Here is a 26,062-nt window from a genome sequence, read left to right as displayed (position 1 = left end):
TATGTCGAATTTGCTAGCAAACTCTGAGTTTTAGAAGCTTAGTTTTAGAAGGGAAACGAAGGAGCTCTATCCGTTATTAATAAAGCTTTTGGTCACCTATAGGCTTTCCTTGAATAAAGCTGAGTATATTTTTCTAAGGTTATTATTTGTAAGGTTTTTTTAGTATTTGGGTTATGGTATTCCAAATGCTCATCGCGGTGCACTTTTCTTACCTTGCGTATAAATCGCACCTTCCTGACTATGCTTAGCAAATAGTCACGAGGAAGGGACGCTCATGTCTTATGTGTTTCACCGCCATTGTCACGCCAAGTTGCCTACTATCGCCAGAGGGGAAGGGGTTTATCTGTTCGATAGCCAAGGTAATCAATATCTCGATGCTTGCGGTGGCGCTGCCGTATCAAACCTTGGGCACAGCCACCAAGCTGTTAAACAAGCCATGCTCGATCAAATCGAAAAAGTACCTTTTGCTCATACTGGCTTTTTTACTAGTGAAGTAAGTGAGCAGTTGGCTGAGTTGATTTGCCAGCAAATGCCATCGCAATTCAATCACGTCTACTTAGTCAGTGGGGGCTCTGAAGCGGTTGAATCTGCACTAAAGATGGCAAGACAATACTTTGTGGAATGTGGTAAGCCAGAGAAAAAGCAGTTTATTGCTCGCCAGCAAAGTTATCACGGTAATACGCTTGGTGCGTTGGCTGTTGGTGGTAACGAATGGCGGCGTGAGCCTTTTAAACCCATTTTGCACCCAAGCCATCACATTGCGCCGTGCTATGCCTATCGTCATCAAAGAGAAGGTGAATCAGAGCTCGATTATTCACTGAGAGCTGCCAATGAACTTGAAGCTAAAATTTTAGAACTGGGCTCGGATAACGTCATGGCATTTGTTGCAGAGCCGATTGTTGGCGCAACAGCTGGCGCAGTACCTGCCACTCAAGGTTACTTCGAACGAATACGAGAGATTTGCGATCGCTATGATGTGTTGCTGATCATGGATGAGGTGATGTGTGGCGTTGGACGTAGCGGTAGCTTTTTTGCTTTTGAACAAGAGCAAGCCGTCCCAGATTTAGTCTGCATGGCGAAAGGATTAGGTGCGGGTTATCAACCTATCGGAGCCGTTGTTGCCAATGACAGAGTCTATCAAGCAATCGCGTCTGGTAGTGGCTTCTTTCAACATGGGCATACTTTTATGGCGCATCCCGTCGCATGCGCAGCTGCCGTTGCAACCATTCAGACCATCGGTGACCAAAAGCTCCTGCAAGCCGTCAACCAACAAGGAGCAATGTTAAAAAGAGAACTCGAGTCAGCACTTTCAGACTTCCCGTATATTGGGGATATTCGTGGTAAAGGGCTGTTTCTTGGCATTGAACTTGTGGCAGACAAAGTAAGTAAAATCCCTCTGCCTAATTCAATTTTGGCAGACAAAAAGATCAAACATCAAGCGATGAAAAATGGACTGATGTGCTATCCAATGGGGGGCACGATTGATGGTGTCAATGGGCATCATATCCTGCTTGCACCGCCTTTTATCATCGAACGAAGCCACATCGACGAGCTGGTAGAAAAGCTCACTCGTACACTCAGAGATGTGTCGAAAACATGGTAATAAATTCCCCAATAGAAAGAGCTCGAATCGCGATTATTGTTGCGCCTAATGGAGCGAAAAAAACCAAGCAAGACCATGCTCAATTGCCGATGAATACTGAAGAAATGGTTGCCGAGGCGAAAGCATGTCAAACGGCAGGGTCTACCATGATCCATTTGCACGCGAGAGATGTGCAAGGCAGGCATTCTCTAGAGGTTGATGACAACTTAGAAATCTACCACGCGGTGAAAGCTGCGGTTGGGAATTCGATGATAGTTCAGCTCACAACTGAGGCTGTTGGTATGTATTCACCACAACAGCAAATGGCGCTGATCAAAGCGGTAAAACCAGAAGCCGCCTCTTTTGCTTTGCGTGAACTGATTCCTGATGAGCAGAGTGAGGAGCAAGGTCTTATCTTTTTTGATTGGGTCGCTGATCAGGGCATTCTCAGCCAAATCATTTTGTATGATCAGGCAGACATCGAGCGCTATTTCTCCCTAAGAGAGCGAGGCGTTTTACCAAAGCAAAACCAACACGCGTTAGTGGTACTTGGTCGATATCATGAGGTTCAACAATCTTCGCCATGGGATTTACGGGCACTGCATTTGGAGCGCTTTATCGAAGAGAACGTTAGATGTGCCGTATGCGCGTTTGGCGCGAGAGAGCAAGACTGTTTAACCCATGCAATGTTACTGGGATTGGATGTTCGGGTAGGCTTTGAGAACAACCATTTGAGTTCGGATGGTCAACTCGCGAAAAGCAATGCAGAGCAAGTTCGGCGATTAAAAGAGATTTGTGAATTGCTCGATGTGCCCCTGCATGATGCGGAGAGTTTTCGCCTTAGCCTGAGTGGTAGTTGATTTGAGAGATTCCCGACTCAGTCGTTCCTCCTTCTCGAGAATGACGGAGTTAGCCTTGGTTGATGCTTGGTTTTACATAGCGTCATTATCTAGAGCGACGAAGGAGCGAGTAGGGAATCGCTTCTTTTCTTAAGACACAAAAAAGGCTCCAATCGGAGCCCTTCTTCAAAGTTAATTTTAGCTTTCAGTCTGAGGGACAGGCTGACGTGCCGGATGCTTGATAAACACCGCCACGATAGCTGCAATTGCAAGCGCGAAACAGTAATAAGAGTTCGCGACAACTTCTAGTGGAGAAAGGTTAAATACCGAACCCAATAGCAGAACTTGCGCACCGTATGGCAATACACCTTGGATAACACACGAGAAAATGTCCAACAAACTTGCAGAGCGACGCGGTGAAACGTTGTTCTCTTCTGCCAGCTGACGAGCCACGCTACCTGATACGATGATGGCAACGGTGTTGTTGGCGGTACAGGTATTCACCATCGAAACCAGACCAGCAATACCGAGCTCACTTGCACGACCATTTGCTTCTTTCGAGTGGCTAGAGCCAAACGTACGGATGATGCCGCTCACTAGGTTAGTTAGAAACGCGAGACCGCCTTGGCGACGCATAAGCTCACTCAGACCACCAATCAGCATGGATAGCAGGAAGATCTCTTGCATGTTGCCAAAGCCTGAGTAGATGTCTTGCGCGAAGTTGGTTAGACCGTAATCATCGATAGAAGACAAGCTCACGCCGCCTGCCAAAACGATACCAATAGTAAGCACGACAAACACATTCATACCTGACACAGCAAGGATAAGAATCGTCACGTAAGGCAGCACTTTCAACCACTCGATAGGACCTGTTTCTGGTACTTGAGTCGCTGTGCTGTTAAAGGCAAAGATCACAAGCGCCACTAGTGCTGCTGGCAGTGCGATACGGATGTTCTCTTTGAATTTGTCCTTCATCTCACAGCCTTGAGAGCGGGTTGCCGCAATCGTGGTGTCTGAGATGATCGAAAGGTTATCACCAAACATTGCGCCGCTAAGGACGACACCAGCAGTCAATGGAAGACTCATACCTGCTGATTGAGCAATGCCCAGAGCAACTGGCGCAACTGCTGCGATGGTGCCCATTGAGGTGCCCATCGCTGTCGCGATAAACGCGGAAATCAGGAAGATACCTGGCAAGATCATGCTGGTTGGAATCGCAGAAAGACCAAGGTTAACCGTCGCATCTACGCCGCCAGACGCTTTTGCTACTGCAGCAAAGGCACCGGCAAGCAGGTAGATCATGCACATCGCGATGATGTCTTGATGACCAACGCCACGCATAAAGTGTTCGATAGAACGATTGAGTTTGTCTTTGCTTAGGATGAGCGCAAGGATCACCGCAGGCAATACCGCGATAGGCGCTGGCAATTGGTAGAATGCGAAATCAACGCCTTGCAAAGATAAGTAAGTGCCCACGCCAATAAACAGCGCAAGGAATAGCACTAAAGGTAAAAGTGCGACCGCTGATGGTGCGATTGCTTTATTAGAATTTTTAGAACCAGACATGTGAACGACAACATAATCAATAAATAAGGCGAGCAGACTAATCTGACACCAAAGACTTGTCAACGTCTAGACGTCTAAATGGCTGGTTATTTTTAATCGAAAAGACCAGTAAAAAAGACTCACATAACATATCTTATTGATACCGTGAGCCTTTGCGGAATTACATTGGTTTAGAGCATTTACGCTTTTTTTCGTTTGAGAAGAGCGAAGATCATCAGTGAGAACAGCAGTGCTGCACTCGACCAAACTACGTAGCGATGATCGGTATAGAACTGGCTAAGGACGCTCAAGTGCTCAAACGCGAAGTTGGTGAGCAAACTGAACACGGCAACCCAAATGGTGGTTGCAAGGGCGTTGCCCAATAAGAACTCTTTGCGCGGCATCTTAGCAATACCGCAAGCAAGCGGCATAAACTGCTTCATCCCTTCTACAAAGCGACTAACAACCAAACAAGCAGGACCGTACTTCTGAATCGTACTTTGTAGCTTCTGCATCTTAGGGCCAGATATATAGCCTTTCTTATCTAGCCAACCTTCGAAGTAATAGCCAATCAGGTAGCCGCACGTGTTGCCCAAAAAGCAACTCAACCAAGAGACTATCATTACTAGGCTAAGGTTCATGACATGCTCAGATGAGATGATAGACGCTGCAATCATCAGCGATTGCCCGGGCATCGGAATACCAATGCCTTCAAGAAAGATGCTGACGATAAGGGCGAGATAGCCATATTGCTCAAGCAGCGGCTTCATCGCCATTAATAGTTCATTTATGTGTTCCAAACGCTTTCCTCTAACAAAACTGGAACGAAGCTGGAGTGATACTCCTGTTAGTTCGCTTGGTCAATCGACGTTGTTCTCCGTTAGTAAAATCTGACACGCCGTTGATAATAGTGCTGCGGATTTAGTCTTTTAGGTTACGCCTTACTAAGTCGTGCATTTGCTTAATCGTCATCAATGCTAACCAGATGATCTCTTCGACAGATCGTTGACCAGTCGTTGAGGAGGGATGATTGGCATCGGTTTTATTGCTCAGTGCTGGCAGCTCATGCACGCGATTGTCACGAATCGTACTGATCAACGCATCCATCGCATCATGAATCAGGCGTTCGACTTGCGGTGAGCCTTGATAATGGGTGCCCGTTCTCACTAGAGGGATCAGCAAGCAGAGGTAGTGACTCAACAAGCGATAATGGCTCAACATATCTTCGTAGTAATGCGGATCGGCGCGAGTGTGCCTTGGCTCTTGCTGCATCTCGTTGTAAATCAGTTCAAGGTCGCTTTCAGCAGTGAGCATAGCGGCACGTTGCTTAGTGAGCGTCATATGATCACGTTGCTCTGTGTCGACTTGTAACTGCTCATAGCAATACACAAATAAGCTTTTTGAACTATCGAGCGCTTTTAATGCTTGGGTATGAATCTCCTTACCTCGCCACTGCGGCCACAATAAGCCATAACCGAGTAGGACAATTGCGCCACCGACGACATTGTCGATCAAGCGCGGTGCAGCAAAGTCGAGCCCTTGGTGTGCCATGGTCTGATAAACCAAAATTAACAGTGCGGTAATACAGCCAATCGCCATCGAGTAATGACGCATAATATTGAGCATTGCGACGGGTAATAGGACAGCTATTAACACAAACAGGATGGACGTTGGTACGCCTAGATGAATCAATGAGGTGGCGAACAATACCCCAAGCGCCGTACCTAAACAGCGTTGCCAAGTTTTACTTCGGGTTGCTAAGAAGCTCGGCTGGATCACCATCAACATGGAAATCAACACCCAATCCGGGCGAATCAATTCAAAGTATTCAGCAATCCCAGCGCCAAGAGCAAACATCAAACCAACGCGAGTCACGTGGCGCCAAATCGGGTTGCCTCGACTTGGTAAACGAAAAGACAGCTCGAATGGTTGCACCTCAAAGGAGCGTTCATAAGCAGGTTCATTGAGCTCAATACGACGAGAAATATGCTTGACCGCGTATGCCCAGTAGCGAAAGCGAGGTTGGTCTTCTAGCTTCACTGCCTCAATCAAATCATGGGCTTCCTGCTCCAGTGAGCTTAAGTGTTCCATCTCTTCAGGCGTGTTATGCAAAAGCTGCTTGGCTTTGTGTCTTAATCTTTGCTGACAGTGTTGGCTCCAAACCAAGAGCAGATCTCGCTTCGGTTTACTGGATTGAAATTGCTTAAGCAGATCAGGGTTGCTGGTATGGCTGCTCAAGACGACTTCAAATGTATCGAGCGCCAAAAACAAAGCCTGACGTAGAGAGTTTGCGTCTTCATGTTTCGAGCGAAAAGATTCTGATTGCAGCGCTTGTTGGAACAGTTCAATCAACTGATATTTGATGCGCCGTTTCGGGGCATCGTTTTCGCTTCCAAGCAAGAAAGCCTGGCGATATTGAATGTAGTCCGCCAGCGTCTCGTAAATCGCAGAAAGACAAACACGCAGCGCGTAATGTTTCCATAAGGCAAACCAAAGCCAACTGAACAGCGCAAAAGTGAGTGGTCCCAACACCAACATAGGATAGAGACCAAGTACCGCGCTGGAATTATGCAACGACAAGCTTACGACCGCGATCAGTAAGCTCGACATGCCAAGACGTCCCCAAAACGGACCATTCACTGCTGTACTCGCCAATACTGCTCCCATCGCGCCGTAAGTCAGCCACAGCGGTAAGGCCATATTCAGCAGAGCATAACTGATGACGAGCGTAATGCTCCACGTGAAAGCGGTAATTGCAAAGCGTGTCCAGCGTCTAGGACCGGCAGTGTCTAAACCACTGATCAACGCTGCGGGCATGGTCATTAAAGCCGTCATGGCGAGATTGATTTGGTTGAATAGCACACCCAATCCCATGAACAGAACAATCGCGCTGGTGGCACGCAGACCAAGGTTGACTGAAGGGGAGTACCAGATTTTACGCAGAAAGGCAGGAGATAACGTCATAAACCCTCATTACAGTTGGCAACACCTTCAGTGTAACGCGAATATCTTTTGATGGCTGGCTTCAACCACAGATTGAAAAATTGAAGCGGAGTCGTTATTTAACCGACGCCTTCCCCAAGCTGAGTAAATAGCCAATCATTGAACAGCGAGACTTTTCGCGCTGCTAGACGGTAGTTCGGCACAAATACGTAATAGCCATAATGGCTAAGCATGCTCAGTTGCTGGATGTGGTAGACCTCATCTCTCGACATTGGCTGTTGCACCATAAAATCAGGCAGAAGAGCAAGCCCTTTGCCAAGCTTTACCGCTTCATAAGAAAGATAGAAATGCTCATGACCGACGGGGTGATAATGAATCGCACTTTGCAGAGATTGCTCTAGTTTGAACTGCTCCCACAACTGCGGACGTGTCGTTTGAGGAATAAATGCGAAATCCGTAATGGACTGTTTGTCGTTACACGTTGAAGAACTTGATGAGCCCGTTAGCAGCAGCGTTTCTTGACGCAACAATCGACCATGTTCGTAGTGACTGGAGAGAGGAAGGCAACGGATTGTGATGTCGCTGTCTACGTCTAACTGATTTATTGGACCATCACTGGTACGCAATTTAATGCGGATATCAGGATGGTTTTGATGGAAGGCATCAATGTTCGGTACCAACCACAAACTGGCGAAAGAAGGCGTGACATCGACCACCAATAATTCTTGCTCTGTGTCGGTTTGAATCAAGCTTGCCGTCGCATGTTGGATGATTTCCAACGCTTCGGTCACCTTGGGTAAGTAACGTTTTCCTTCTTCAGTGAGCTCAATACCATTGATACCACGCTGAATCAAAGGTAGCCCAACCAGTTGCTCTAACGTCGCAATTTGTTTGCTCACGGCACCTTGAGTTACGCACAAACTCTCTGCCGCGTTAGAAAAACTCAGATGGTTCGCAACTGCAACAAAGGTTCGAAGTGCACGAATAGAGGGGTATTCACTGCCTTTTAGCATGATCTCATATCCATTGATGAATGCTTAACCACAGACTAAGAGATTTTGGCTAGGAATCAAAGCGATGAGTTGAAGGGAAATACAAATCGCAGATACAAAAAGGGCCAACCCTTTCGAGTTGGCCCTTTCCAAACGTTTGGTGGAGCTGGCGTAAGTTGATCTTGTTACTTAATGGTATGAATTTAATGGATTTGTTTGGATTTGATTTTTCGATTGGTTACCAAGATGGTTACTAAAAATCGTGATATCAATATCAAGCTGCAAAAAAAGGAGTTATCTTGATGTCGAGAACACAAGAAATGTCACATTTACTCACCCTAGTCCCAGGGCGAGCGCATGAGCGCCTAGTTTTCCACCACTTGACTAAAACCAGTACTTAATACTGCCTCTAGCATCGTTGTATTCATCATGCAGCGCTTTTGCTTACCAACAATGCTTAGCTTGGTTGGTTCTTCTCGGAGCATGTTCAAACTCATATGACGTAAGCATGATAGGTTCTCTGCTCCGTGGTCTTTGTATATCTGGCACGCATCTTCATTCATGGTTACATCAAGTATCCAGTGCATTGATTCTATGCCCCAATGTTCTCTGACTGCCATCGCTGCTTGCTCTGCACTGAGCTTTTTTGAACTGATGTAATAACGGTAATCTAGATCGACAGATTTGCCCTTCTCAACGCGAAAGTTTTCAACCATAACAATGCTCTTCAAGCCTTTCCAGCGAGAGAAGTCACTTTCAAGTTTCGTACTATCAAAAACATAGCATTGGCGAGATTCTATACGCCCATGTCCTTGTTCAAGAGAAAGGTCATCAGCTACATTGGCTCTCTGAGAAGAGAACGCCTTTTCTATTGCTTGTCGGAGTTTTCCTTGGTTGCTCTTTACTGCAAGCAAGTAGTCCCCGCCTTGCTCTATAATGGTTTTGGCAATTTTAGTTTGGCAGGCCATAGCATCAATGGTTACTAAGGTTCCCTTAATATCAAGCATCTTTATCAGTTCGGGGATCGCTGTAATCTCATTACTTTTTGCTTCGGTTTTCAGCTGTCCCAACACGAGCTTGTTTGACGATGCATAAGCACTGATCATATGAATGGTACTCGCCCTGTCGTCACGATTGTATGAGCCTCGAAGTGTTTTGCCATCAATCGCAATCACTTGACCGTCGGTAAGGGTGTGTATTGATGACATCCAGTTAATGAAGCATTCATGAAACTGCTCGGGGTCAATCGTTGAAATTATTCGAGCAATCGTGTCATCAACAGGAACACCATGCAAAAATAGGCCTTTGCGCTTAAACCAATTATGATGACCGAGAATGTATTCACGGATATCAAACCAACCTTTCGCACCAGCAATCACCGCACATAGCGAGCCAAAAAGGACTTCGAAGAGGCAATAAGTGACCTTAGGACTTTGGCGTAGATCAGTAATCGTTTGAAAATGTTCCTTGAAGTGATCGATGTGCATGATGCTTTCCCTAAAAAGGGAGTATAAGATCACAGCTAAATAGGATCGTCAAATTAGTCGTCATTTTGCTTAAAAAACGTTCACGATCTCACCCTGACCCTAGTCCCTTGTGATTAAAAGAGGTATTTTATCGTTTCTTGAGGTTCTTTAGAGCAAGTTCATTCTTGTGCAATATTGAAGGTGTGTAACTTGAAGAAATGGAAATGCTAGCTCTAGCTTAGTTTATGCTCGGTTCTGTTTTACTATCAACCTGAATCGTCAGGTTGATAGTTTTATGATATTGAGACTGTTAGTCTGAGATTGCAGTTTCAACCCACTACTGGATTGTTAGATTGAAGCATGAAAGCTATGTTTGCAATAACAGGTTTTTTAATTAAAGCTGACAACCCTATTTATTAGTAATTAAATTAAGTTCTATATTTTTTCTATTAGTTATTTACGAATTGCTCGGTTACCAGTTTAAATTATTTTATTTTTAGATAATGAATTGTTTGACTTTTTAAACAACCTTTCATGCTCTTGGTCGATGATTTTTTGTAACGTAGTGCTGATATTGCTATAGCTATGATTGACTATTTGGTCTAGCTTATTCTTTGTCTCAGGTAGCATAGTCGTCGAAAAAGAAACCTTTCCATTATGTCGGTTTTTCTTGCTGCTCCACTTCTTGCTTATTTTAGAAATAATTGCTTGTTGTTCAAGATTAGAATTCAGGAGATCTAAAATTGCTTGAGATAACGCAGTTGAGTCATTAACTGTGCAATGTTCAAAGATTCCTATTTCTTTCTCAATATCATCTGTTTTGATTAATTCACCATAAAAGAATTGACTCTTTTTAAATAGCTCGTCTTTGTTTTTGTATTTTGTTATGAATTGTTCAAATTTTTTGTTTGCAAAAACCAGTTTCCATTTATCGTGTAATTGTCTTAGATAATCATCTATTACATCAAATAGCAAACATTTATAGTTTATGAAGTTAATGACTTGTTCTAACTTATTCTCCAAATGGTTACTCTTATTGTTGAAATAATTGTTCACATCCTCACTAATTATTATGTTTGACAATTGATTAATTTTACCCTTATTTTTCCTAAAGAATGCAAGACTATTCAGAGTCATTTTTAGGTACTCCGCTTCGCGGTTAAAATTTAATTGTATATATCCCCAAAGCCAGTTAATTACTCTTGATGACTTTTCGAGGTTGTTAAGCTTAATATCAAATAAATCATAGATTTTATTTTCTGTATTGTTTTTGGTTAAAAATAAATTTATTTCACTGATAGTTATTTGTTTACCATCGGGTGAATGTTTATTGTATTGATTAATTTTATTCTTAAACACATTTGGATTATCAGTTAGTGAATTTAGAAATCTACCTATTCCTCTACTCGATTTGGTTTTTTTATAAAGGAAGTGTCCAGCGTTAATAAAATCGATGTTTTGTTTTATTTCTATCTCTTGTTTTATCCCTTTAACTGCCATGAGCCTTAACCTCGTTGTTAGTGTTATGTTGCAAAACGTGCTGGTTATACTGTGGGTATTTGCGAAAGATAGTGCAAGTATTTGCGAGGTTTTTGCTTGGAACTTGTGATGCCTATTCACAGATTTTAATGCTTCTTGTAACCAGTTTACTAAGGTTTTAAAGGAGTATGTTATCACTTTCTATGACTCTAACTTCCGAGTTGAAAAGCGGCGTCAATCCTTTTTATGTACTACCTTCACCGAAAGAAACACTGTCGGTAATGTTTAATATATATCATTACCTATATCTACCTATCACTATCCATCTATACCTATATCCATATCTCTAAGATAACAACTCATTGAGTATCTACTAAAAAATAACAGAGAACTCTCCTCTATGAACAAAAGGAGAACTCACATGACAAATCGTAAAAACAAACTACTTAAACAAAAAGAATTCAAAGGAATAAATTTAACGTCTAGAGAAAATGAATTGTTAGAGGATAGAGTAAACAAGATTTATGAAGTACTAGTTCAAGCTACAAACAGCTTTCCTAGAACGTTTGCTTTTAGAGTGGATCTTAGATTTCCTCATGGTTATAAGTTTGGTGAGACATTCCCTTATATGAAGAAATTCTTTGGTTCTTTAGAAAGCCAAATAACAGAAGAATTAAAAAGAAGAAAACGGAGGTTTAGCTCTGTTAGTGAGGAGAGGCTTCGATATATATGGTGTAAAGAAATCGATAAATCAGAGAATCCACACTATCATCTGGTGATATTCCTCAACAAAGATAACTTCCAAAGTTTAGGCAATTTTAAACGTGTGATTAGAGATGAGCGTAAATGTAAGCACTTATACCAAATGTTATTATGTGCTTGGTCGAGAGTATTAGGTATTGAACTTGAAGAGGCTCATAGAGCGGTACACATACCAGAAAATGCAACTTATATAGTTCAGACTTTTGATGGAGAAGTGGTAGCGGGAAATGAAGAATTCACAAAATTGTTTAATCGTTCTATTTATTTAGCTAAAGCACGTACTCAGGCAATAGGGTTGTCTAGGAGTTTTGGCCGAAGTAGTAAATAATTTATCGTATATTATGACGAGTATTCATGCGGCAGTGGATAATGATGTGTTGGGTGTGAAAAAAGAAAGGAGCCTAAGCCCCTTTCTTTTTATCTATCAGTTATTCTTAACCAAAGTTACACATGCTTTCCACGGAAAGTTAGCAGGTGCAGGTTTTACTGTATTAACCGTAACGCAGTCTTCGAATGACTGACCTTCAAAGTTCACATCCGTTAGGCGATACCAAATACTAACGCCAGTATCAGTGTATTCAATTGATGCGATTTCACCGTGCTGGAATTCACCGATGACCTCGAACGTCATAGGACGACCTTGGTAGTCGATAGCACCAGCGCCAGCTGGACGTAGTTCTCCGATTTCATCAGAACCGATACCAACACCTGAAGTGTAGCGGAACACAGGTAGGTCTTTGTTAGGCAGTACGCCGTCATCATCAACATCGATAAAGTAATCGATGTGTGGAATGTCGAACTCAAGACCGTTATCAGCGAAATACTTTTGGGTGTTTTCATAAGCTGCTGTTTTGTATAGTGCAAGATTATAGGTACTCAGCGCTTGTTTCATTTCTTCAAACTGGACTGACTCAGGCTCTAACAACACCTGACCAATTTCATCAATTTGTTCCTCTAACGTGAGTCCGTTATCGGTAGCCATTTTTAAAGTACTGGTAGAGATCACCAGTAGTAGCGTACTGGTATCGCCAGAATTAGATAGGTTGGTGTTGTAGAAGTTAATATGACCTGACCATTGTTCAGGGGCATAGCTGTAAAGTTTCATCAAATCTGACGTTGCTTTGTCTACCGCTTCGTTAAACTCAGTGCCAGCTTGTACTTGTGCCATGACAGATTGCTTCATCGCGGCAGTTGCAACGTTGAAGTTCACTTGTGTGGTTGCATTCATATCGACGAATGCACTCATACTCATCTGTTCGTCAGCATGGTTTGTTAGTTCGTTAAAGTAATAGCCGTGGGCAACGAGCTCAGTATACGGAGTGCTAAATCGCTCTTTCACGCTGTAGTTACCTTCATAATCTTCGATTTGAGTTGTGTAGCTGCGACCAGTTGGCTGGAGGTCTTGATTAAGTTCGTTGATGGTTACAACAGAGCCCGGCTGTAGAGGACCTTTCTGAACAGCACCACTAAATTGATACTGCTGACCAGAACCACTGTTATGTCCGTCTGATGAGCCTCCACACCCTGTTAAGGCGACAGGTACAACAAGCGCGGTGGCAAGTAAGGTTTTAGATAGGTTCATTCTATTTCTCCATAATGAGTGTAAGAGGGTGGTATCGTGTTGAGTTCAACGTGAATGTCAGTCACATCAAATAGTTGCTGAACGTCCAAAGACAGTAGCGTTGCGTCGGTTTGGAGATCGAAGCGAAAGCTCGACATCGTGGCTTCATGGATGTTACTTAGGGCGAGGGTGTTTAGTTTGGTATGTGCGTGTTTACGCCAAATGAGATAAGCGTTTCCGTGATGAAGTACAAGACCGACTGGTTGAACGTTAGTTAGATGTAGATTCTGGTCACCGTCGTTTATCTTTAATGAGATAAGACGTTGCTGAAGCGTCGCCAAACAAACAATTTGGAATACACCAACGTTAATGTATAGCGGCTCACCGCTCATCGCAGTGTCAGTAACATGCACTTTGGATGACCAATGACTTTGAATGTCTTTTATGTTTTCAGGTGCAATACCTGAGAGAAAGTTATCCAGTAGAGAAGTAAGGCTGTTAGGCAGTTGATGTTTGGTTGACTCGATTAACCAATAGAGCAGCACTGCTTCATGAGCAGTGGTACTCAATGCAAGCGTTTCGGCTTTTTGGTAACCAAAAGGTTTATCGCGGTCATCTATCATGACATCTGGAAACATGGCACAAATAGCGGACAGATTGCGTTGGATAGTACGTAAGGAGCGCTCTAAACCAAGCGGTGAAAGTTGAGCTTGGATTTGTTTCGCGGTGATTTTCTTATTGTATGGAATAAGGTTGTAAATCGCCAAGATAAGCTCAAGGTGGTACTGAGTTTGGTTAGGTTGCGTCATGGTAAGCTCAACGAGGTTCGTTCTGTTGGGCATGACGATATCAAAAAGGTGCGACAAAGCTTGTCGTATCAATGTCTTAGGCTAAATTGCTACGACGAACTCTATCGCACTTGCGCCATGATGTGTCGTAATGAAGGGGAAGAAGGTCACTTTCCAACGATAGATAAATGGATCTCATCAAAAACTACTTTTGAAAGGTGACGAGCGAACGTTTTCATCCATATCTGCAAAAGATCTAGAACCTCTGGATGATTGAGATTAGCTGAGCCAGTATCCGGTTGGTAACACCAACCATTTGCTAAATGGAAATAAAGCTCAGGCTCTACTGAGTGCGCGCCTTCAAATGGGTAAGAAAAGCTAGCAAAGAAGACAACCTGCCAAGGCTCTGAACTTGAAGCGCGTTTGAACTGCACTTCAACAGGATGTATTCCTTGACCATTCCGATAATAGTTCATTTGACGACAATTCAAGACTAGCCGCTTTGCCTCATCGGATAAGTTGTAACGCGTGAACAACGCTTCTAGTTGTTGATGAAGTTGAGGCACTAACGAAACGTCACCATAAGCTGAATTGATCATAACCATCCCTTCTCTGCAAATGAGACACTGCTTTCTCCAACCACAATGTGATCCAGAACTTTGACATCCACTAACGCTAAAGTATCGACAAGCTTACGTGTAATGCGTCTATCTGCCTGAGATGGTGATGGATCTCCGGATGGATGGTTGTGCGCCAGAATGACGGCGGCAGCGTTGACCTCCAAGACGGTTTTGACAACCTCACGTGGGTAAATACTGGCTGAGTCAATGGTTCCTTTAAAGAGCGGCTTGAACTCAATGAGGCGGTGCTGACTATCGAGCAGTAGTAGCGCGAATACTTCATGCTCTGAGCTGGCTAATTTAAATCGAACGTACTCCTTTGTTGCATTCGGATCACAAAGGGCATCGCCGCGAACATAACGGTTAGCGAGGATTTCGGCGGCATGCTCTAGGATTTCATTTTCTTGGTATTTCTGTTGTTTTTGGTAGTGAAGGTTATCGGTCGACATAGGTCCTCCAAGAGTGAAACGATTGGAACTTCACTAAGAGGACATATATCTGAAAGTAATTGATTTGATGGGAGAGAAAGAGCTCTGAACGTTTTTTCTAACACACCGCGTTATCCCATGGGTAAAAGAAATAGGAGTCAATCCCATGAGATTTTTAAAGCTGAAAGAAGTAATGGAAAAGACCGCACTGAGCCGTTCGGCCATCTACAGAAAAATGAGCGAAGATGCTTTCCCTAAATCAGTCAATTTAGGTGATCGCGCGGTAGCGTGGGTAGAAAGTGAAGTTGATGACTGGATGGAGAGTATTCTATCGACACGTTGAGGTGAGGAGCGTAGCTGCTTTGATTTGAGTTATTTATGAATATATATCATCTAGATGTGCAGGCTTCTCTTACCAAAAAGAGAAGTTCAATATCATGTTATTTCATAGAAGGGGTTGCCGATGGCAACCCCTTTTTAATGCTCAATGATAAAGGAGTTTTTATGTCTTGGTATCAAACAGTTGGTAAAGCGGTCGCTGGTACAGCAAGCGTTGCAGGTGTGATCACCGCAGCCCCAGTATTTGGTGCAATTGGAACCATCACCGCTGGCGGTATTGTTGTGTCTGCTTTTGTTGGCACATCCGCAGCGTTAATCGATAAAGCGGTGCAATCGACACGTACACCACATCCCATGGTGACATCGAACGAATACTCTGACGACCAATAGGAGGACTCATTATGTCCAAACAATCTTCAATCCGAACTCAAATAGGTTTCCTTACTCATCGTATTTCAGGCAAAGCGTTTCCAGTATCGGAGCGGTTAGCGATATGCCTTGTCAGGGCACTCGCATCTCATATCTCGCTTAAGGGAGAAGTTGCAGAGTCATTACTCTCTGGTCATCGCGTGGTATTTAATTTTCGTGACAAAAGCTACAGTGCTGAAGGAGGCGGTTTTCGCCCTGTTGAAATTTGTTTGCTTCGAAACGCTGATGGCGATTGGCAATACCAATACGTGACCGAGTTTGCTTATATTGGCAATTATTATCCGGAGTTAGAAAAAGCACTGGATTTTGATTTCCACAGTTGCGGAGCGTATTCGTGCGGTATTCCTATGCGAAACCAACAAGAGGCAAATGAACTTTACCAATTGTGGGAGCATAACTTTTTGACGTATTTTGAAATGGACGTTTACGACGCTATCAGCATAACGTCAGCTTAAGTACTGGCTCTTTTCTATCGATTTAACCGTGACACAACGTCACGGTTTTTTTATGCCCAGAAATCAAGGGATCTTTATTTTGAACACATCTATAGAAGCGTCGAGAACGCAAAAGAAAATCAAACCGATATCGGTCAAGGTGCATTGGTCAGAATCACGTGAGTTTGATGAAGACACCCACTATGACTTTATGGACTTTGAGCGCAAAGCCTTAGAGGTCGCCAAGACCAATCCACGAGGTGGTTACGATAAAACAAAAGTCACGGTGCTTTTTGATAATGAAGACCGTTACGAATGCCGCTTAGATTTAGGCTGTGGTGGTAATGATGCTGGATTTGCGTCGCACTGCCTTAATATGCTGGCTTACTATCTACGCCACCAACACGACGTAGATAAATCATGGCTGCACGACCAGCACCACCTATCACTCATAGAAGCTATTCAAAACTACGAGTTCGATACGGCGTTTGTAGAAAATGCCAAACAAGACATTGAACAAGCAGAAATGAATGCTAAAGCCGAAGATGAAGCCAAAGCGCAAGCAGAGCAACAAGAATGGGAGCGACAAAACAAGGAGCATCAAGAGAAGGAGAAAGCGTTTCAAGCATCACTGACTATCCCGCCGTGGGCAAAGGCCGTCATTGTTGCCACCTACACGGATTACGATGCAGAAAATAGTGACCCACGTTCAGGCTATCATGCCACGAAAGCGGTCAGAACTTTAATACTGGCGTGGTCCAGACATTCCCGTAATTTGTTTCCTGAACTTCGTAAGGCGTGTTTGAATCATCCGTCCACGGCTTTTCTTAATCATCCAGAGCAAAGTAATGAACACCGTGAAACGCATTGGTCAGGCGATGGTTACTACCTGACGGACATTAAATACCTTCGCTATGGTTGGTCAGTTCGAAAGCGTGTCTTTTATAACGAAGCGCAGAAAGCGAAGTATGTGCCATTGGGTGAGTTGGTTGTACCTGATTAGTCAGCGATTGAGGTGAAGCGCTTTATGCTTCACCTCAAGTCGTATTATTTTTTGTCGAAATATAGCTATCATATCCACATTTTACCCCGTCTATTGCTTGAATTGATTGCCCTTGAAATTCGAAAAGCCCCTCCCCATATGGTGGGTATCACTTACAGACTAAAAAAACATCCATGCAAATCAAACGAGATTTTGATTATTACTACAACTTACATCATGTGGTGACCTACTCTTTGCTTCACCTGCTTTGTAAAGTCTCTGCGACCGAGCGCCATGTTCCAGTGACGACTCGAAATGATATTCTCATTAAGTTCTTAAAGCCTAAGCTAACGGATAAATCGCTTGCCAATGTAAAGAAAGACATCAAATTGATGCTTAATGTGGCGAGAAGGAAAGGAGGTAACTTAGAAATGAAATTGCATGAACTTAACTCTCAAGCGAATAAAACGAAGCTCGTTGGGGCAGAAAAACTCTACAACTTACTGGTTTATCTCTACGATGCTGAAGGGATTGAATCTCGTTTATTCGATGAGGGGATGGAAGCGGAGGCGGGCATCCTATATATGCTTGATGAGCAAATAGAATACGGCTTTGATGAAAGTCATAAACAAGTTACACCTCTCTCTATGCTTATCCAGCTAGAAAGGGCTCCAGAGCTCATTGATGTGATTAATCAACATGGTTTTTTTGTCGCAGAGATGAAAGAGTGGAATTTAGATACACACCAAGCGCATATCTTGGTACATCCAGTTAAGTAAATCGCAGAAATGCCTTTTGATGAAAAGCATAGAGCTCAGCAGTTTTTAATAAAAGCGCAAGCTAAATACGGTGACCTGTACGATTACTCTCAGGTTGAGTATGTAAACAAAACCACTCACGTCAAGATTGGGTGTTCAAAGCATGGTGCATTCTACTCTTCGCCGAAAAATTTTCTCGCTACGGTGAAGAAAATAGGGTGTCCCTATTGTAGCCGTGAAAAACGGTTTCAATATGAAATGAAGGAAAATACACCAGCAAAAGAAACAAAAGGGTGTGAAACGGATCATTTTAATGTGCGTGGAGGTACAAAGAAGTATCCACATTTATTACTCAAAGTGTTTGATTAATAAAAGCTATTTATAACAAGCTTTGCGATTGACTTCACATGCCCAACTTTAAATGTACTCTCTGATGGTGGCAAGATATTGACTTGGTATGCTATATCATCGGTTAGGTCAGTAATGCCCAAGTATAATGAATCACAGATAAAGCTCCGTATTGAACGAGTCCTACAACGATATCCAACTTCAACATCACAAGACGTACGACAGCGTTTAATGCTTACAGTAAAACCGAGCTATCTATACTCTTATTTTGTCCCATTTTACGAGAGTGGACGAATTGATGATCGTGCAGATATTCAACGAGCAATAAGAGCTATGATGAAAGAACATTTAGGGTTTAGTGTGATAGCGCAAAAGTTGGCTAGTGGGCGTTATAATTTTTTGCAAGTGGAGCAAGCTTTGAGGCTTCTTCAAGCGGAATTTGACCATATGGCGCAAACTAAGCGTTGTAAAGTAGCTCGCTTCGGTTCAGAGCGACCAATAGATGAACATCATCAATCTCAAGTGGTTATGTATTTACAAAAGAAAGGGCACCGATTAACGGATATCTGGAGTGTGCTGAGAGATGAGCGTTTTGAATTTTGAACTGGAGCGTACAGCGGGAATCGAACCCGCATCATCAGCTTGGAAGGCTGAGGTAATAGCCATTATACGATGTACGCGATGCTGATGTATCTTCCTTGAAGAACAATGTGGTGTCTAGTGCTTTTTACGTTCGATGCCTTTTTGTCGCTTCAAATGTCTCGCTACAAAGATTTAATGTGAATAACTTCTCATAATGAGAGCAAGCGAAAATTAAGTCGCCGCTCTTATCACTAATACATCCTTTCTTTATTGAGTGCCGACAATCAATATAAGTCTGTGTTTAGATAAATAGCCTCTTTGAAAGGGCGTTTATCCTGTCAGTTCGTCACGATGCCCTTGCTGCATTACCTTGATACAGTTCGACTATTTAACGTGTGGCGGTGAACCCTTTTCCGCTCATTTCCTCGTTGTCATAAGAGCCGAATGGTATGGTTAATGATGTAAATTTCACCTTTGATGTTTCTGGATTCTCCGGTGCATTTAAAGTCGAAAGCTTTCGAATAACAGAGACAGTCTCTTCTCCCTTTGAAATAAATCTAACGGTATTGTCCGATGGCGATGCCATCACGTTTGATGCCTTAAGTCGAAAAATGGGTGTTCTGAGCCTGTTTGGTCAAGGTGTGGGGGCAGCTCGTCAGTTTAACGGCAGTATCTCTGAGCTTCGCTATTTAGGTACTGGTCGCCGCTTCTCGCGTTATCATATTACCTTGGTTCCACATCTTTGGTTTCTCACTCAACGCCAAGACTGTCGCATCTTCCAGATGCAAACCGCGCCCGACATCCTTCGTCAGGTTTTTGATGATGCAGGAATGAGCGATTACCGCTTTGAGTTGTCGGCGCAATACGAAGCGAAAGAGTACGTTCTCCAATATCGTGAGAATGACCAGCACTTTGTGCAGCGATTAATGGCAGAGCATGGGCTTTGGTACTATTTCGAACACAGCGACGCTGGGCATACTATGGTCATTGTAGATAGCAACGATGCGATACCTGAGCTTATCAGTTCACCCACTAATGCTTCTTACCTAGGACCTGTGATTTATCATGCCCAAGGTGGTGGCACGCCAGATCGAGAACATATCTTCGACCTTGAGCAAATCCATCGAACTCGCACTGGGTTAGTGAGCTACGGCGATTACAACTATCTCACGCCAAAAATTCCGCAAGGTACAAGCGCCGATGAAGGTCCAAACTTTGATTTGCAGCGCTACGACTATCTTGGTCGCTACACAACGCCAGAACTAGGTCAGCAGCGTGCAACAGAGTGGATGTCCGAATACACGGTGGACAGCCATCAGATTGAAGCTGCGAGCGACATCATGCGTCTCACCGCAGGTTACAGCTTCGATATCAGCCAGCATCCTCGTTCCAACATCAACCGTGATTACCTCATGTTGACGGTGATGCACACGGGCTTTAACCCTCGTGTGCACGAAGAAGAAGCGAGCGATGAGCCTACGACTTATCACAATCAGTTTGTCTGCTTACCACGAGACGTAACATTCCGTGCACCTAAAATGGCGTCACCTGTCGTTGATGGTCCTCAAACTGCGGTTGTGGTTGGTCCTGCGGGTGAAGAAATCTACACCGATGAATATGGACGCATCAAAGTTCAGTTCCATTGGGACCGCTATGCGCAAAGTGATGAGCATAGTTCATGTTGGCTACGTGTTAGTCAATCAATGGCAGCACCCAACTGGGGAGCAGTCTATCTACCTCGCATTGGGCATGAAGTGATTGTGACCTTCCTAGAGGGTGACCCAGACCGCCCGTTAGTGACGGGCGCGGTGTACAACGGTTTACATACACCACCATACCCATTACCAGAAAACAAAACGCGCACCGTGTTCAGAACCCAAAGCCATAAGGCTGAAGGTTACAACGAAATGTACTTTGAGGATGAGAGTGACCAAGAAGAGGTTCACTTCCGTGCTCAAAAAGACATGAAGACCAAAGTGCTCAATAACCGTTACCGAGATATCGGTAATGATGAAGAACTGAAGGTCGGCAACAACCAAGAAAACAACATCTTAGGCGACCGTAAAGAAGTCATTGATGGGCATAAAACGTCCATCACTAAGCAGACCTTTATGGAGAGAGTTGAGAAAGACGTTCACGTTACTTACAACGCCAACGAATCCGAGAAAATCGCCAACAACCGAGATTTGTACATCGATGAAAATCGTCAGAACTTGATTGGTAAAGACGATTCATTGGATGTAGGTCAAGACCAAAATACGGTCATCAAGGCATCACGTTCTATCGATGTGGGCGCAGATGACACGAACAATGTCGGTAGTAACCTCAGTGTTGAAGTCAACGGCAATACCTCTATCCGCTCTGATGGTGAAACAGCAGTGGTCTCTGCGGATGAAATCAAGGTGCAAGTCGGTGCATCCAGCTTAGTGCTAAAGAGCAGCGGTAATATTCATTTAAACGGCACTTCAATCACAATTGACGGTGCAAGTAACGTTACCGCTACGGGTGGCAAGGTAGACATCAATCCTGGCGGCGCGGCAAACGGAAACAACAGCGTTTCCACAATAAGACCAAAGAAACCATCGTTGGCGATGAAAGCGATGCCTGTGATGTCACCAGCGGCGTATGCCGGATTGGTTGAAGACGGTACGTTACTGCAAGAGATTTGTGATTGTGGGAGTGGAAGAACATGCCAACTGCACAGCTAAACCCTGAATGGAACATACAACTTAACGAGCCGCTATTTCCATCCGCTGATGAAAAGCTTTATGTGCTGCTTGAACCTACGTTGTGGTCGGGCTGGGAGGAAACCCTATCGGAAGGCGAAAGTGTTCCACTTTTTGCTAACACTCGATTCGCAGCCTTGAGTAATGGGCCGGTATTGGCGGAGGTTGTCAGTAAACAAACACTCGAAAGCGTTAAAAGCCACCTAGAAGTGACGCCTTCGGGGGCCCTTTTCTTCGCTCCTAGCTCGATAGATATGGCGGGTCTGGTCGAGTCTTTACGCCGACGCCTTGTCGTGCAGCATGGTAAGACACAAGCGATGATGCGTTTTTATGAGCCTCGCAAACTGGTCTCACTCATCGGGTCAATGACAACCCATCAAAGGCAGCAGTTCTTTCCATCGTTAACTCGTATCCAATGGTTTGACCGCGATTGGCTGGACGCCTCATGGCACATGCCAGAGCAGAGCGCGCCATCCATTTGGGACTTAACGCCGTCACAAATCCAACTCATGAACTTAATCTCAGCCCATTGGCAAGGAGTAAACGCCTAATGAGCCAAACTTACACCATCAAATCCGGTGACACACTGCTACAAATTGCGATTGAGCAAGAGGTGGACTTCACGACATTGCTTGAACTGAATCCTCAATATCAAGCGAACCCTGATTTTATTCGTATCGGTGAGGCGCTTACCTTACCGGATGAATCGGCGATTGAACCTGTTGAGCCTACCTACCCAGTAGAACCTGTTTCAGCGATGCGTCCGTGCTCTAACGACGGCACATTGTTTGCGCCTCCGCTGTGTAAGAAGGGAGAGAGTGTTTATGATGTCGTCTTTATTACAGGCGATGGTCCGCTGGAATATTATTTATTAGACGAGAAAGCCAGCAACCAGCTAGAGCATGAAGCAAAGGAAACCGACCGCTTAGTCGAAAGCTATAAAGCGTTGCTAAGCTCAGCGCCTAGCGATAAAGAGGCGACCCGAGAAGCACTTGAGCAACATACCTTGAAGAGAACTGCGTGGTTTGAAGATGCCATGCGCGCGGGTATTTTCGGTGATAACAGCCGCTCGTTAAGCCCAGCTTCACAACGTGCCGCCGCCATGAGAGCGGCGCAGCCCAAGCCAAACCCGAACCTCGATTTAACTCAAGACAGACTCACTTCACTGCAACAGCGAAAAGCTTTTGTAGAGCAATACCGCTACCGTTGGCTTGAAGAAACCTCGATGGAAACATTGAGAAAAGAAACCCTTCGTCAGTTAGACCGTCAAATTGATGCATTCAAAAAGCTAGAAACGAAAGCAAAACCCAAAGAAGAAAGCCCAACCAAACTTGGCATTGAGGCGAACAATTTCACCAATGATAAAACTCAGCTTGTAACACAAAAGGCCAAGCGTCATGTTGTTGAAGCCTACTCCATCAACCAAGGTCGTTACGTGTACCTTCGTCACGCCTTTTTTGAACGAGAAAAACCTCGTTGGAGCCAGTCTTACCATCACAGTAATGCCCACGCGGCGCTTAAGCGAGGGGACTTAAATCGTCTGAGTCAGGAGATTGCGAAAGACATCAAAGAGAGCACCAAAGAGTTTAAGGTTGAAGCGAAGTTTGCCGAATGGAAAGCAGACGGCGGTAAATTCCACGAATGGAAGTCCACTCAGAAATACTTAACGGAAAGTGGTGAAACACGATTTGCGATTAGCCCAGAAGCGCAGTTGCTTCGCTGGGGTGCTCAGGCCAGTGTCGCGACAGTGTTTGAACCCACGAACGGGCGAGTCGACATCGGCATTGGCGCAGAGGCCAGTGTATCGCTCGCAGAAGCCAAAGTCGAAGCCAACCTTTACCTTCCGTACGAGAAAGGTTGGCACATCCGACTCACTTACCTCGATGCAAATAAAAAAACGGCGACTTATTCATTTGGTTGCTTCCGTTTTGTCGGCAAAGTGGCAATTGGCTGCTTTACTGGCGCAATGGCGGAAGGCAGAGCAAGCGTTGCCGCAGGTGGGCGTCAACAAAGCAGAGAGGTCAATGAATATGGTGAGAGCGTTGGCGTCATGTATTCACCGAAAGTGAACCTTGCCCAAGGGGCTAAAGGTGACGTCGGTTTTAAGGTGCAAGGGTTTGCTGGTATGCAGGCAAATGGTCAGTTAGTGGGTGGCGTTGAGTGGCTACCACCTAAAAATGCCTCTTCTTCAACAGATGAGCCGGAAGGTAATCAAAAGGAAAGCAAAGAAGCAGAGTTTCAAGCATTAGCCGAAGTCAAACCTGAGGGCAATATTGCGTTTGGCGCAGGCGTCAACGCTGAGTTCCAACTGGCTCTAGAGGGCGGTAAATTTTATGTCAAATGCTCAGGTCAGATTGTTTGTGGTTTTGGTGCTGGCGGCGGTTTTGGCGCGATGCTCGACACGACCCAACTCTGGGCGCTGACCAAAATTATTTTACAAGGGTTGCAGTACGTCGACTATCGTCACCTAAATAATCTAAACAAAGATGCTTATGATTACTTGGTGAACTCAACACTGGTTGCATTTGCTAGAGACCTGATTGGCGAACCTTCCCAATCATTTGAAAAAGTATTGACGGCGGGTAAAGATGCTGTGGATGATTGGAGGCAGAGTTATAATGATATTCTTGATCGTCAGGAAAAAGCTAATTCATTAGCTCATCGTATTCTTGATGACTCAACGTTATCTGGTGTGCCATTTGAGCAACTGTTACCCGAGGCTATTGGGATTATGCTTGATGTATTGGTTGAAGAGTTTTTGTTTAGTTTTAATGAGCAACAAGAGAGTGCGATACATAAATTGCTTTGCAAAAGCACTTACAGTTGGCATAAGTTTGAAGAGATTTTGCAACGCATGAACCCAGATGGGCGTGCTATTGCTGGTGAGAAAGCGATGTTTGATAACCTTGCGCGCATTAATGCGATTTTGGACAACACACAGCAGCATGATTTTAACTTGTGGGTGACGCAGTTAGCAGAGAAAAATAAACTGGATGCGACCAGCATGCCTTACACACCATTAAGCGGTGAAGCACTTGCACGTAAGAAAGCCAAAATTACCGCGCCTAGCGATGAACATCTGCCGTATCGATAAACCTAATAAGCGAGGAAATAGGTTGCTGTGACCGATTTCCTCTTTTTCGCACCATTACTTGGCTGGTGTGGCTTGCTGAAGCGCACAGCGAAAGCTTACTGATGGATAATATTTTTTATAGACAGGGAGATGGTGGATGCGTGAAAAGACCATGGTCATTCCTCCAGCATCTCGAAGCGCTTTTTCTGTGCCTGACTTAGGACCTTGCGGGTTATACTCTGGTGAGACAAGGTAATAATCCTTGGCATACCAATCATTAACCCACTCACTGACTTGGTTAGACATACCAGATACACCTAAGGGGTTAGGTGGAAATGCGTCGACGTCTTCGATACCTGTAGAGCTATTGACTTCACTCTCTTTATACTCGACATAGTAACCCATTTCAGGCACAAAATAATGAGAGCCATACAGTTGTCGATAACCATTATTAGTCGCAAAATAGACCTTTTCCCCACGACTTCTTGCGGCATACTCCCACTGTGCTTCCGTTGGCAGATCAAATGGCAATGCGCTGACATCGCCTAGCCATTGACAATAATCTTTAGCCTCTTGCCATGTTTTCGTTGATGCAGCATTATTTTTTCGCTTAGCTATTAACGCATTATAGAACTTTGTACCTCTCTCAACGTGTCCTCCAGTTTTGGGTAAATTACGTCCAACAGGTAGTCCCGTGAGCTGGCGCATCCACTCCATATCAATAAAACGCGTTTCAAATTTTGCAATGGAGTATGAGTCTAATGTTACCTTATGCAGGTTATAAGCACCGGTTTCTCCGGTATTTGGGGAGCTAAAGCACTGTACATCCGGCGACCAGTCCATGCGATTTGGTGTACCGCTTGGAATTTCGCATGGTGCACCAAAGTCCCCCATCTCAAAACTTCCGCCTTCAACAAATACAAGCTCTTCAATTGCTCGAACTACGGTTTTTGCTGCTCTCAGCTTTTGCTCTTGAGTTGCCTCTGGATAAAGCTTATTGATGTTCGACACAATCGTATCAATTTGCTTTTGAGATACGGTCTCGCTAGACACTGGGATTGCTGAACTCTCGCTATTGCACGCAACCAATAAAGGAAGCGTACAAGCCATACCTAACCATCTGTTTTTCATTTGGTATTCCTTTTACTTTATGGGCATATTTTACGCAAAAATAAAAGGCGAAAACAGTTTCAAAGACACTGTATGACTAGTTATAACGACTTCGTTCCTGTTTTAGGGGGGACATTGTCTTAGAAGCTACTTTGTGGTCAAGCACTGAATACTCCAAAGATAAGGAGTATTCAGTGCCATCAAATAGCAATCTTAAACTGAACCAGATTATGATGGCTAGGGGAATAAGTCATAACTTGCCCTCTAAGTAACATA

At 44.2% G+C, this 26,062-nt stretch carries 24 protein-coding genes and 1 tRNA gene; 13 read left to right on the top strand and 12 right to left on the bottom strand.

The features are described from left to right. Positions 1 to 274 precede the first annotated feature (274 nt). On the top strand, positions 275 to 1,603 hold the full coding sequence (locus QTO06_RS14600) for an aspartate aminotransferase family protein (RefSeq protein WP_331408672.1): 1,329 nt from the start codon (positions 275 to 277) through the stop codon (positions 1,601 to 1,603). Further along, positions 1,597 to 2,442: a 3-keto-5-aminohexanoate cleavage protein gene (locus QTO06_RS14595; RefSeq protein WP_017818902.1), complete on the top strand. Its 846-nt coding sequence runs from the start codon at positions 1,597 to 1,599 to the stop codon at positions 2,440 to 2,442. The genes QTO06_RS14600 and QTO06_RS14595 overlap by 7 nt, the downstream gene beginning before the upstream one ends. Positions 2,443 to 2,619: 177 nt before the next feature. On the opposite strand, the gene QTO06_RS14590 is transcribed toward QTO06_RS14595, so the two are convergent. The 6 genes from QTO06_RS14590 to QTO06_RS14565 all read right to left on the bottom strand — a co-directional run bounded on the left by QTO06_RS14590 (position 2,620) and on the right by QTO06_RS14565 (position 10,867). After that, positions 2,620 to 3,987 carry a Na+/H+ antiporter NhaC family protein gene (locus QTO06_RS14590; protein WP_005447666.1) on the bottom strand — a complete coding sequence of 456 codons (1,368 nt, stop codon included), beginning with the start codon at positions 3,985 to 3,987 and terminating at the stop codon, positions 2,620 to 2,622. Between the two features lie 179 nt (positions 3,988 to 4,166). Then, positions 4,167 to 4,742 carry a DedA family protein gene (locus tag QTO06_RS14585; protein ID WP_039984988.1) on the bottom strand — a complete coding sequence of 192 codons (576 nt, stop codon included), beginning with the start codon at positions 4,740 to 4,742 and terminating at the stop codon, positions 4,167 to 4,169. Positions 4,743 to 4,887: 145 nt separating this feature from the next. Continuing rightward, positions 4,888 to 6,930 (bottom strand): FUSC family protein, encoded by a 2,043-nt coding sequence (locus QTO06_RS14580; RefSeq protein WP_331408670.1) that lies wholly within the window; start codon positions 6,928 to 6,930, stop codon positions 4,888 to 4,890. Between the two features lie 98 nt (positions 6,931 to 7,028). Then, the gene (locus QTO06_RS14575) at positions 7,029 to 7,922 is read right to left on the bottom strand and encodes a LysR family transcriptional regulator (RefSeq protein WP_331408668.1); all 894 of its coding nucleotides are present in this window, start codon (positions 7,920 to 7,922) and stop codon (positions 7,029 to 7,031) included. Positions 7,923 to 8,266: 344 nt separating this feature from the next. Continuing rightward, positions 8,267 to 9,388 (bottom strand): ISAs1 family transposase, encoded by a 1,122-nt coding sequence (locus QTO06_RS14570; protein ID WP_331408667.1) that lies wholly within the window; start codon positions 9,386 to 9,388, stop codon positions 8,267 to 8,269. Positions 9,389 to 9,847: 459 nt separating this feature from the next. Then, a complete protein-coding gene (locus QTO06_RS14565) occupies positions 9,848 to 10,867 on the bottom strand; it encodes a hypothetical protein (protein WP_331408666.1) in 1,020 nt (339 codons plus the stop codon). Between the two features lie 400 nt (positions 10,868 to 11,267). Between QTO06_RS14565 and QTO06_RS14560 the strand changes: the two genes are divergently transcribed. Continuing rightward, positions 11,268 to 11,936, top strand: a complete 669-nt coding sequence (locus QTO06_RS14560; RefSeq protein ID WP_331408665.1) for an inovirus Gp2 family protein — start codon at positions 11,268 to 11,270, stop codon at positions 11,934 to 11,936. 96 nt (positions 11,937 to 12,032) lie between these two features. Here QTO06_RS14560 and QTO06_RS14555 read toward each other — a convergent pair whose 3' ends face one another. The 4 genes from QTO06_RS14555 to radC form a co-directional block, all read right to left on the bottom strand. Continuing rightward, positions 12,033 to 13,190: a hypothetical protein gene (locus QTO06_RS14555; RefSeq protein ID WP_331408664.1), complete on the bottom strand. Its 1,158-nt coding sequence runs from the start codon at positions 13,188 to 13,190 to the stop codon at positions 12,033 to 12,035. Then, a complete protein-coding gene (locus tag QTO06_RS14550; protein ID WP_122020036.1) occupies positions 13,187 to 14,011 on the bottom strand; it encodes a helix-turn-helix transcriptional regulator in 825 nt (274 codons plus the stop codon). The genes QTO06_RS14555 and QTO06_RS14550 overlap by 4 nt, the downstream gene beginning before the upstream one ends. A 113-nt stretch (positions 14,012 to 14,124) precedes the next feature. Further along, entirely contained in the window at positions 14,125 to 14,556 is a 432-nt protein-coding gene (locus QTO06_RS14545) for a DUF2787 domain-containing protein (protein ID WP_331408661.1), read from the bottom strand. Continuing rightward, positions 14,553 to 15,026, bottom strand: a complete 474-nt coding sequence (gene radC / locus QTO06_RS14540; RefSeq protein WP_039540868.1) for a RadC family protein — start codon at positions 15,024 to 15,026, stop codon at positions 14,553 to 14,555. The genes QTO06_RS14545 and radC overlap by 4 nt, the downstream gene beginning before the upstream one ends. Before the next feature lie 145 nt (positions 15,027 to 15,171). On the opposite strand from radC, the gene QTO06_RS14535 reads away from it, so the two are divergent. From QTO06_RS14535 to QTO06_RS14505, 7 genes are all read left to right on the top strand, one after another. Further along, entirely contained in the window at positions 15,172 to 15,348 is a 177-nt protein-coding gene (locus QTO06_RS14535; RefSeq protein WP_039540865.1) for an AlpA family transcriptional regulator, read from the top strand. Between the two features lie 161 nt (positions 15,349 to 15,509). Beyond that, entirely contained in the window at positions 15,510 to 15,734 is a 225-nt protein-coding gene (locus tag QTO06_RS14530; RefSeq protein ID WP_039540862.1) for a hypothetical protein, read from the top strand. 11 nt (positions 15,735 to 15,745) lie between these two features. Beyond that, a complete protein-coding gene (locus QTO06_RS14525; protein ID WP_276462634.1) occupies positions 15,746 to 16,228 on the top strand; it encodes a DUF2787 domain-containing protein in 483 nt (160 codons plus the stop codon). 79 nt (positions 16,229 to 16,307) lie between these two features. Further along, on the top strand, positions 16,308 to 17,210 hold the full coding sequence (locus QTO06_RS14520) for an LPD25 domain-containing protein (RefSeq protein WP_276462635.1): 903 nt from the start codon (positions 16,308 to 16,310) through the stop codon (positions 17,208 to 17,210). A gap of 173 nt (positions 17,211 to 17,383) precedes the next feature. Beyond that, entirely contained in the window at positions 17,384 to 17,968 is a 585-nt protein-coding gene (locus QTO06_RS14515) for a DUF2913 family protein (RefSeq protein ID WP_276462637.1), read from the top strand. Positions 17,969 to 17,977: 9 nt separating this feature from the next. After that, positions 17,978 to 18,316, top strand: coding sequence for a hypothetical protein (locus QTO06_RS14510; RefSeq protein WP_012129587.1), 339 nt, complete (start codon positions 17,978 to 17,980; stop codon positions 18,314 to 18,316). 210 nt (positions 18,317 to 18,526) lie between these two features. Beyond that, positions 18,527 to 18,898 (top strand): hypothetical protein, encoded by a 372-nt coding sequence (locus QTO06_RS14505; protein ID WP_331408660.1) that lies wholly within the window; start codon positions 18,527 to 18,529, stop codon positions 18,896 to 18,898. A gap of 2 nt (positions 18,899 to 18,900) precedes the next feature. On the opposite strand, the gene QTO06_RS14500 is transcribed toward QTO06_RS14505, so the two are convergent. Then, positions 18,901 to 18,975 (bottom strand) — tRNA-Gly (locus QTO06_RS14500). 351 nt (positions 18,976 to 19,326) lie between these two features. On the opposite strand from QTO06_RS14500, the gene tssI reads away from it, so the two are divergent. The 3 genes from tssI to QTO06_RS14485 are packed head-to-tail and all read left to right on the top strand — an operon-like array spanning position 19,327 to position 24,697. Next, positions 19,327 to 21,585: a type VI secretion system Vgr family protein gene (tssI, locus tag QTO06_RS14495; RefSeq protein WP_331408659.1), complete on the top strand. Its 2,259-nt coding sequence runs from the start codon at positions 19,327 to 19,329 to the stop codon at positions 21,583 to 21,585. After that, positions 21,567 to 22,154, top strand: coding sequence for a DUF4123 domain-containing protein (locus QTO06_RS14490; RefSeq protein ID WP_331408657.1), 588 nt, complete (start codon positions 21,567 to 21,569; stop codon positions 22,152 to 22,154). The genes tssI and QTO06_RS14490 overlap by 19 nt, the downstream gene beginning before the upstream one ends. Then, complete coding sequence (locus tag QTO06_RS14485; protein ID WP_331408656.1) at positions 22,154 to 24,697, top strand: LysM peptidoglycan-binding domain-containing protein; 2,544 nt, start codon at positions 22,154 to 22,156, stop codon at positions 24,695 to 24,697. Before QTO06_RS14490 ends, QTO06_RS14485 begins: the two co-directional genes overlap by 1 nt. A 54-nt stretch (positions 24,698 to 24,751) precedes the next feature. On the opposite strand, the gene QTO06_RS14480 is transcribed toward QTO06_RS14485, so the two are convergent. Beyond that, positions 24,752 to 25,807: a formylglycine-generating enzyme family protein gene (locus tag QTO06_RS14480; RefSeq protein ID WP_276462642.1), complete on the bottom strand. Its 1,056-nt coding sequence runs from the start codon at positions 25,805 to 25,807 to the stop codon at positions 24,752 to 24,754. Positions 25,808 to 26,062 lie beyond the last annotated feature (255 nt).

This window comes from Vibrio sp. M260121, from assembly GCF_036533715.1.
Lineage (GTDB): Bacteria > Pseudomonadota > Gammaproteobacteria > Enterobacterales > Vibrionaceae > Vibrio.
This window is presented reverse-complemented; position numbering and strand designations above follow the sequence as displayed.

Coding starts and splice junctions, on each gene's coding strand:
- QTO06_RS14600 (WP_331408672.1), top strand. CDS start 275: ATGTCTTATGTGTTTCACCGCCATTGTCACGCCAAGTTGCCTACTATC.
- QTO06_RS14595 (WP_017818902.1), top strand. CDS start 1,597: ATGGTAATAAATTCCCCAATAGAAAGAGCTCGAATCGCGATTATTGTT.
- QTO06_RS14590 (WP_005447666.1), bottom strand. CDS start 3,987: ATGTCTGGTTCTAAAAATTCTAATAAAGCAATCGCACCATCAGCGGTC.
- QTO06_RS14585 (WP_039984988.1), bottom strand. CDS start 4,742: ATGGCGATGAAGCCGCTGCTTGAGCAATATGGCTATCTCGCCCTTATC.
- QTO06_RS14580 (WP_331408670.1), bottom strand. CDS start 6,930: ATGACGTTATCTCCTGCCTTTCTGCGTAAAATCTGGTACTCCCCTTCA.
- QTO06_RS14575 (WP_331408668.1), bottom strand. CDS start 7,922: ATGCTAAAAGGCAGTGAATACCCCTCTATTCGTGCACTTCGAACCTTT.
- QTO06_RS14570 (WP_331408667.1), bottom strand. CDS start 9,388: ATGCACATCGATCACTTCAAGGAACATTTTCAAACGATTACTGATCTA.
- QTO06_RS14565 (WP_331408666.1), bottom strand. CDS start 10,867: ATGGCAGTTAAAGGGATAAAACAAGAGATAGAAATAAAACAAAACATC.
- QTO06_RS14560 (WP_331408665.1), top strand. CDS start 11,268: ATGACAAATCGTAAAAACAAACTACTTAAACAAAAAGAATTCAAAGGA.
- QTO06_RS14555 (WP_331408664.1), bottom strand. CDS start 13,190: ATGAACCTATCTAAAACCTTACTTGCCACCGCGCTTGTTGTACCTGTC.
- QTO06_RS14550 (WP_122020036.1), bottom strand. CDS start 14,011: ATGCCCAACAGAACGAACCTCGTTGAGCTTACCATGACGCAACCTAAC.
- QTO06_RS14545 (WP_331408661.1), bottom strand. CDS start 14,556: ATGATCAATTCAGCTTATGGTGACGTTTCGTTAGTGCCTCAACTTCAT.
- radC (WP_039540868.1), bottom strand. CDS start 15,026: ATGTCGACCGATAACCTTCACTACCAAAAACAACAGAAATACCAAGAA.
- QTO06_RS14535 (WP_039540865.1), top strand. CDS start 15,172: ATGAGATTTTTAAAGCTGAAAGAAGTAATGGAAAAGACCGCACTGAGC.
- QTO06_RS14530 (WP_039540862.1), top strand. CDS start 15,510: ATGTCTTGGTATCAAACAGTTGGTAAAGCGGTCGCTGGTACAGCAAGC.
- QTO06_RS14525 (WP_276462634.1), top strand. CDS start 15,746: ATGTCCAAACAATCTTCAATCCGAACTCAAATAGGTTTCCTTACTCAT.
- QTO06_RS14515 (WP_276462637.1), top strand. CDS start 17,384: ATGCAAATCAAACGAGATTTTGATTATTACTACAACTTACATCATGTG.
- QTO06_RS14510 (WP_012129587.1), top strand. CDS start 17,978: ATGCCTTTTGATGAAAAGCATAGAGCTCAGCAGTTTTTAATAAAAGCG.
- QTO06_RS14505 (WP_331408660.1), top strand. CDS start 18,527: ATGCTTACAGTAAAACCGAGCTATCTATACTCTTATTTTGTCCCATTT.
- tssI (WP_331408659.1), top strand. CDS start 19,327: ATGGTTAATGATGTAAATTTCACCTTTGATGTTTCTGGATTCTCCGGT.
- QTO06_RS14490 (WP_331408657.1), top strand. CDS start 21,567: ATGCCAACTGCACAGCTAAACCCTGAATGGAACATACAACTTAACGAG.
- QTO06_RS14485 (WP_331408656.1), top strand. CDS start 22,154: ATGAGCCAAACTTACACCATCAAATCCGGTGACACACTGCTACAAATT.
- QTO06_RS14480 (WP_276462642.1), bottom strand. CDS start 25,807: ATGAAAAACAGATGGTTAGGTATGGCTTGTACGCTTCCTTTATTGGTT.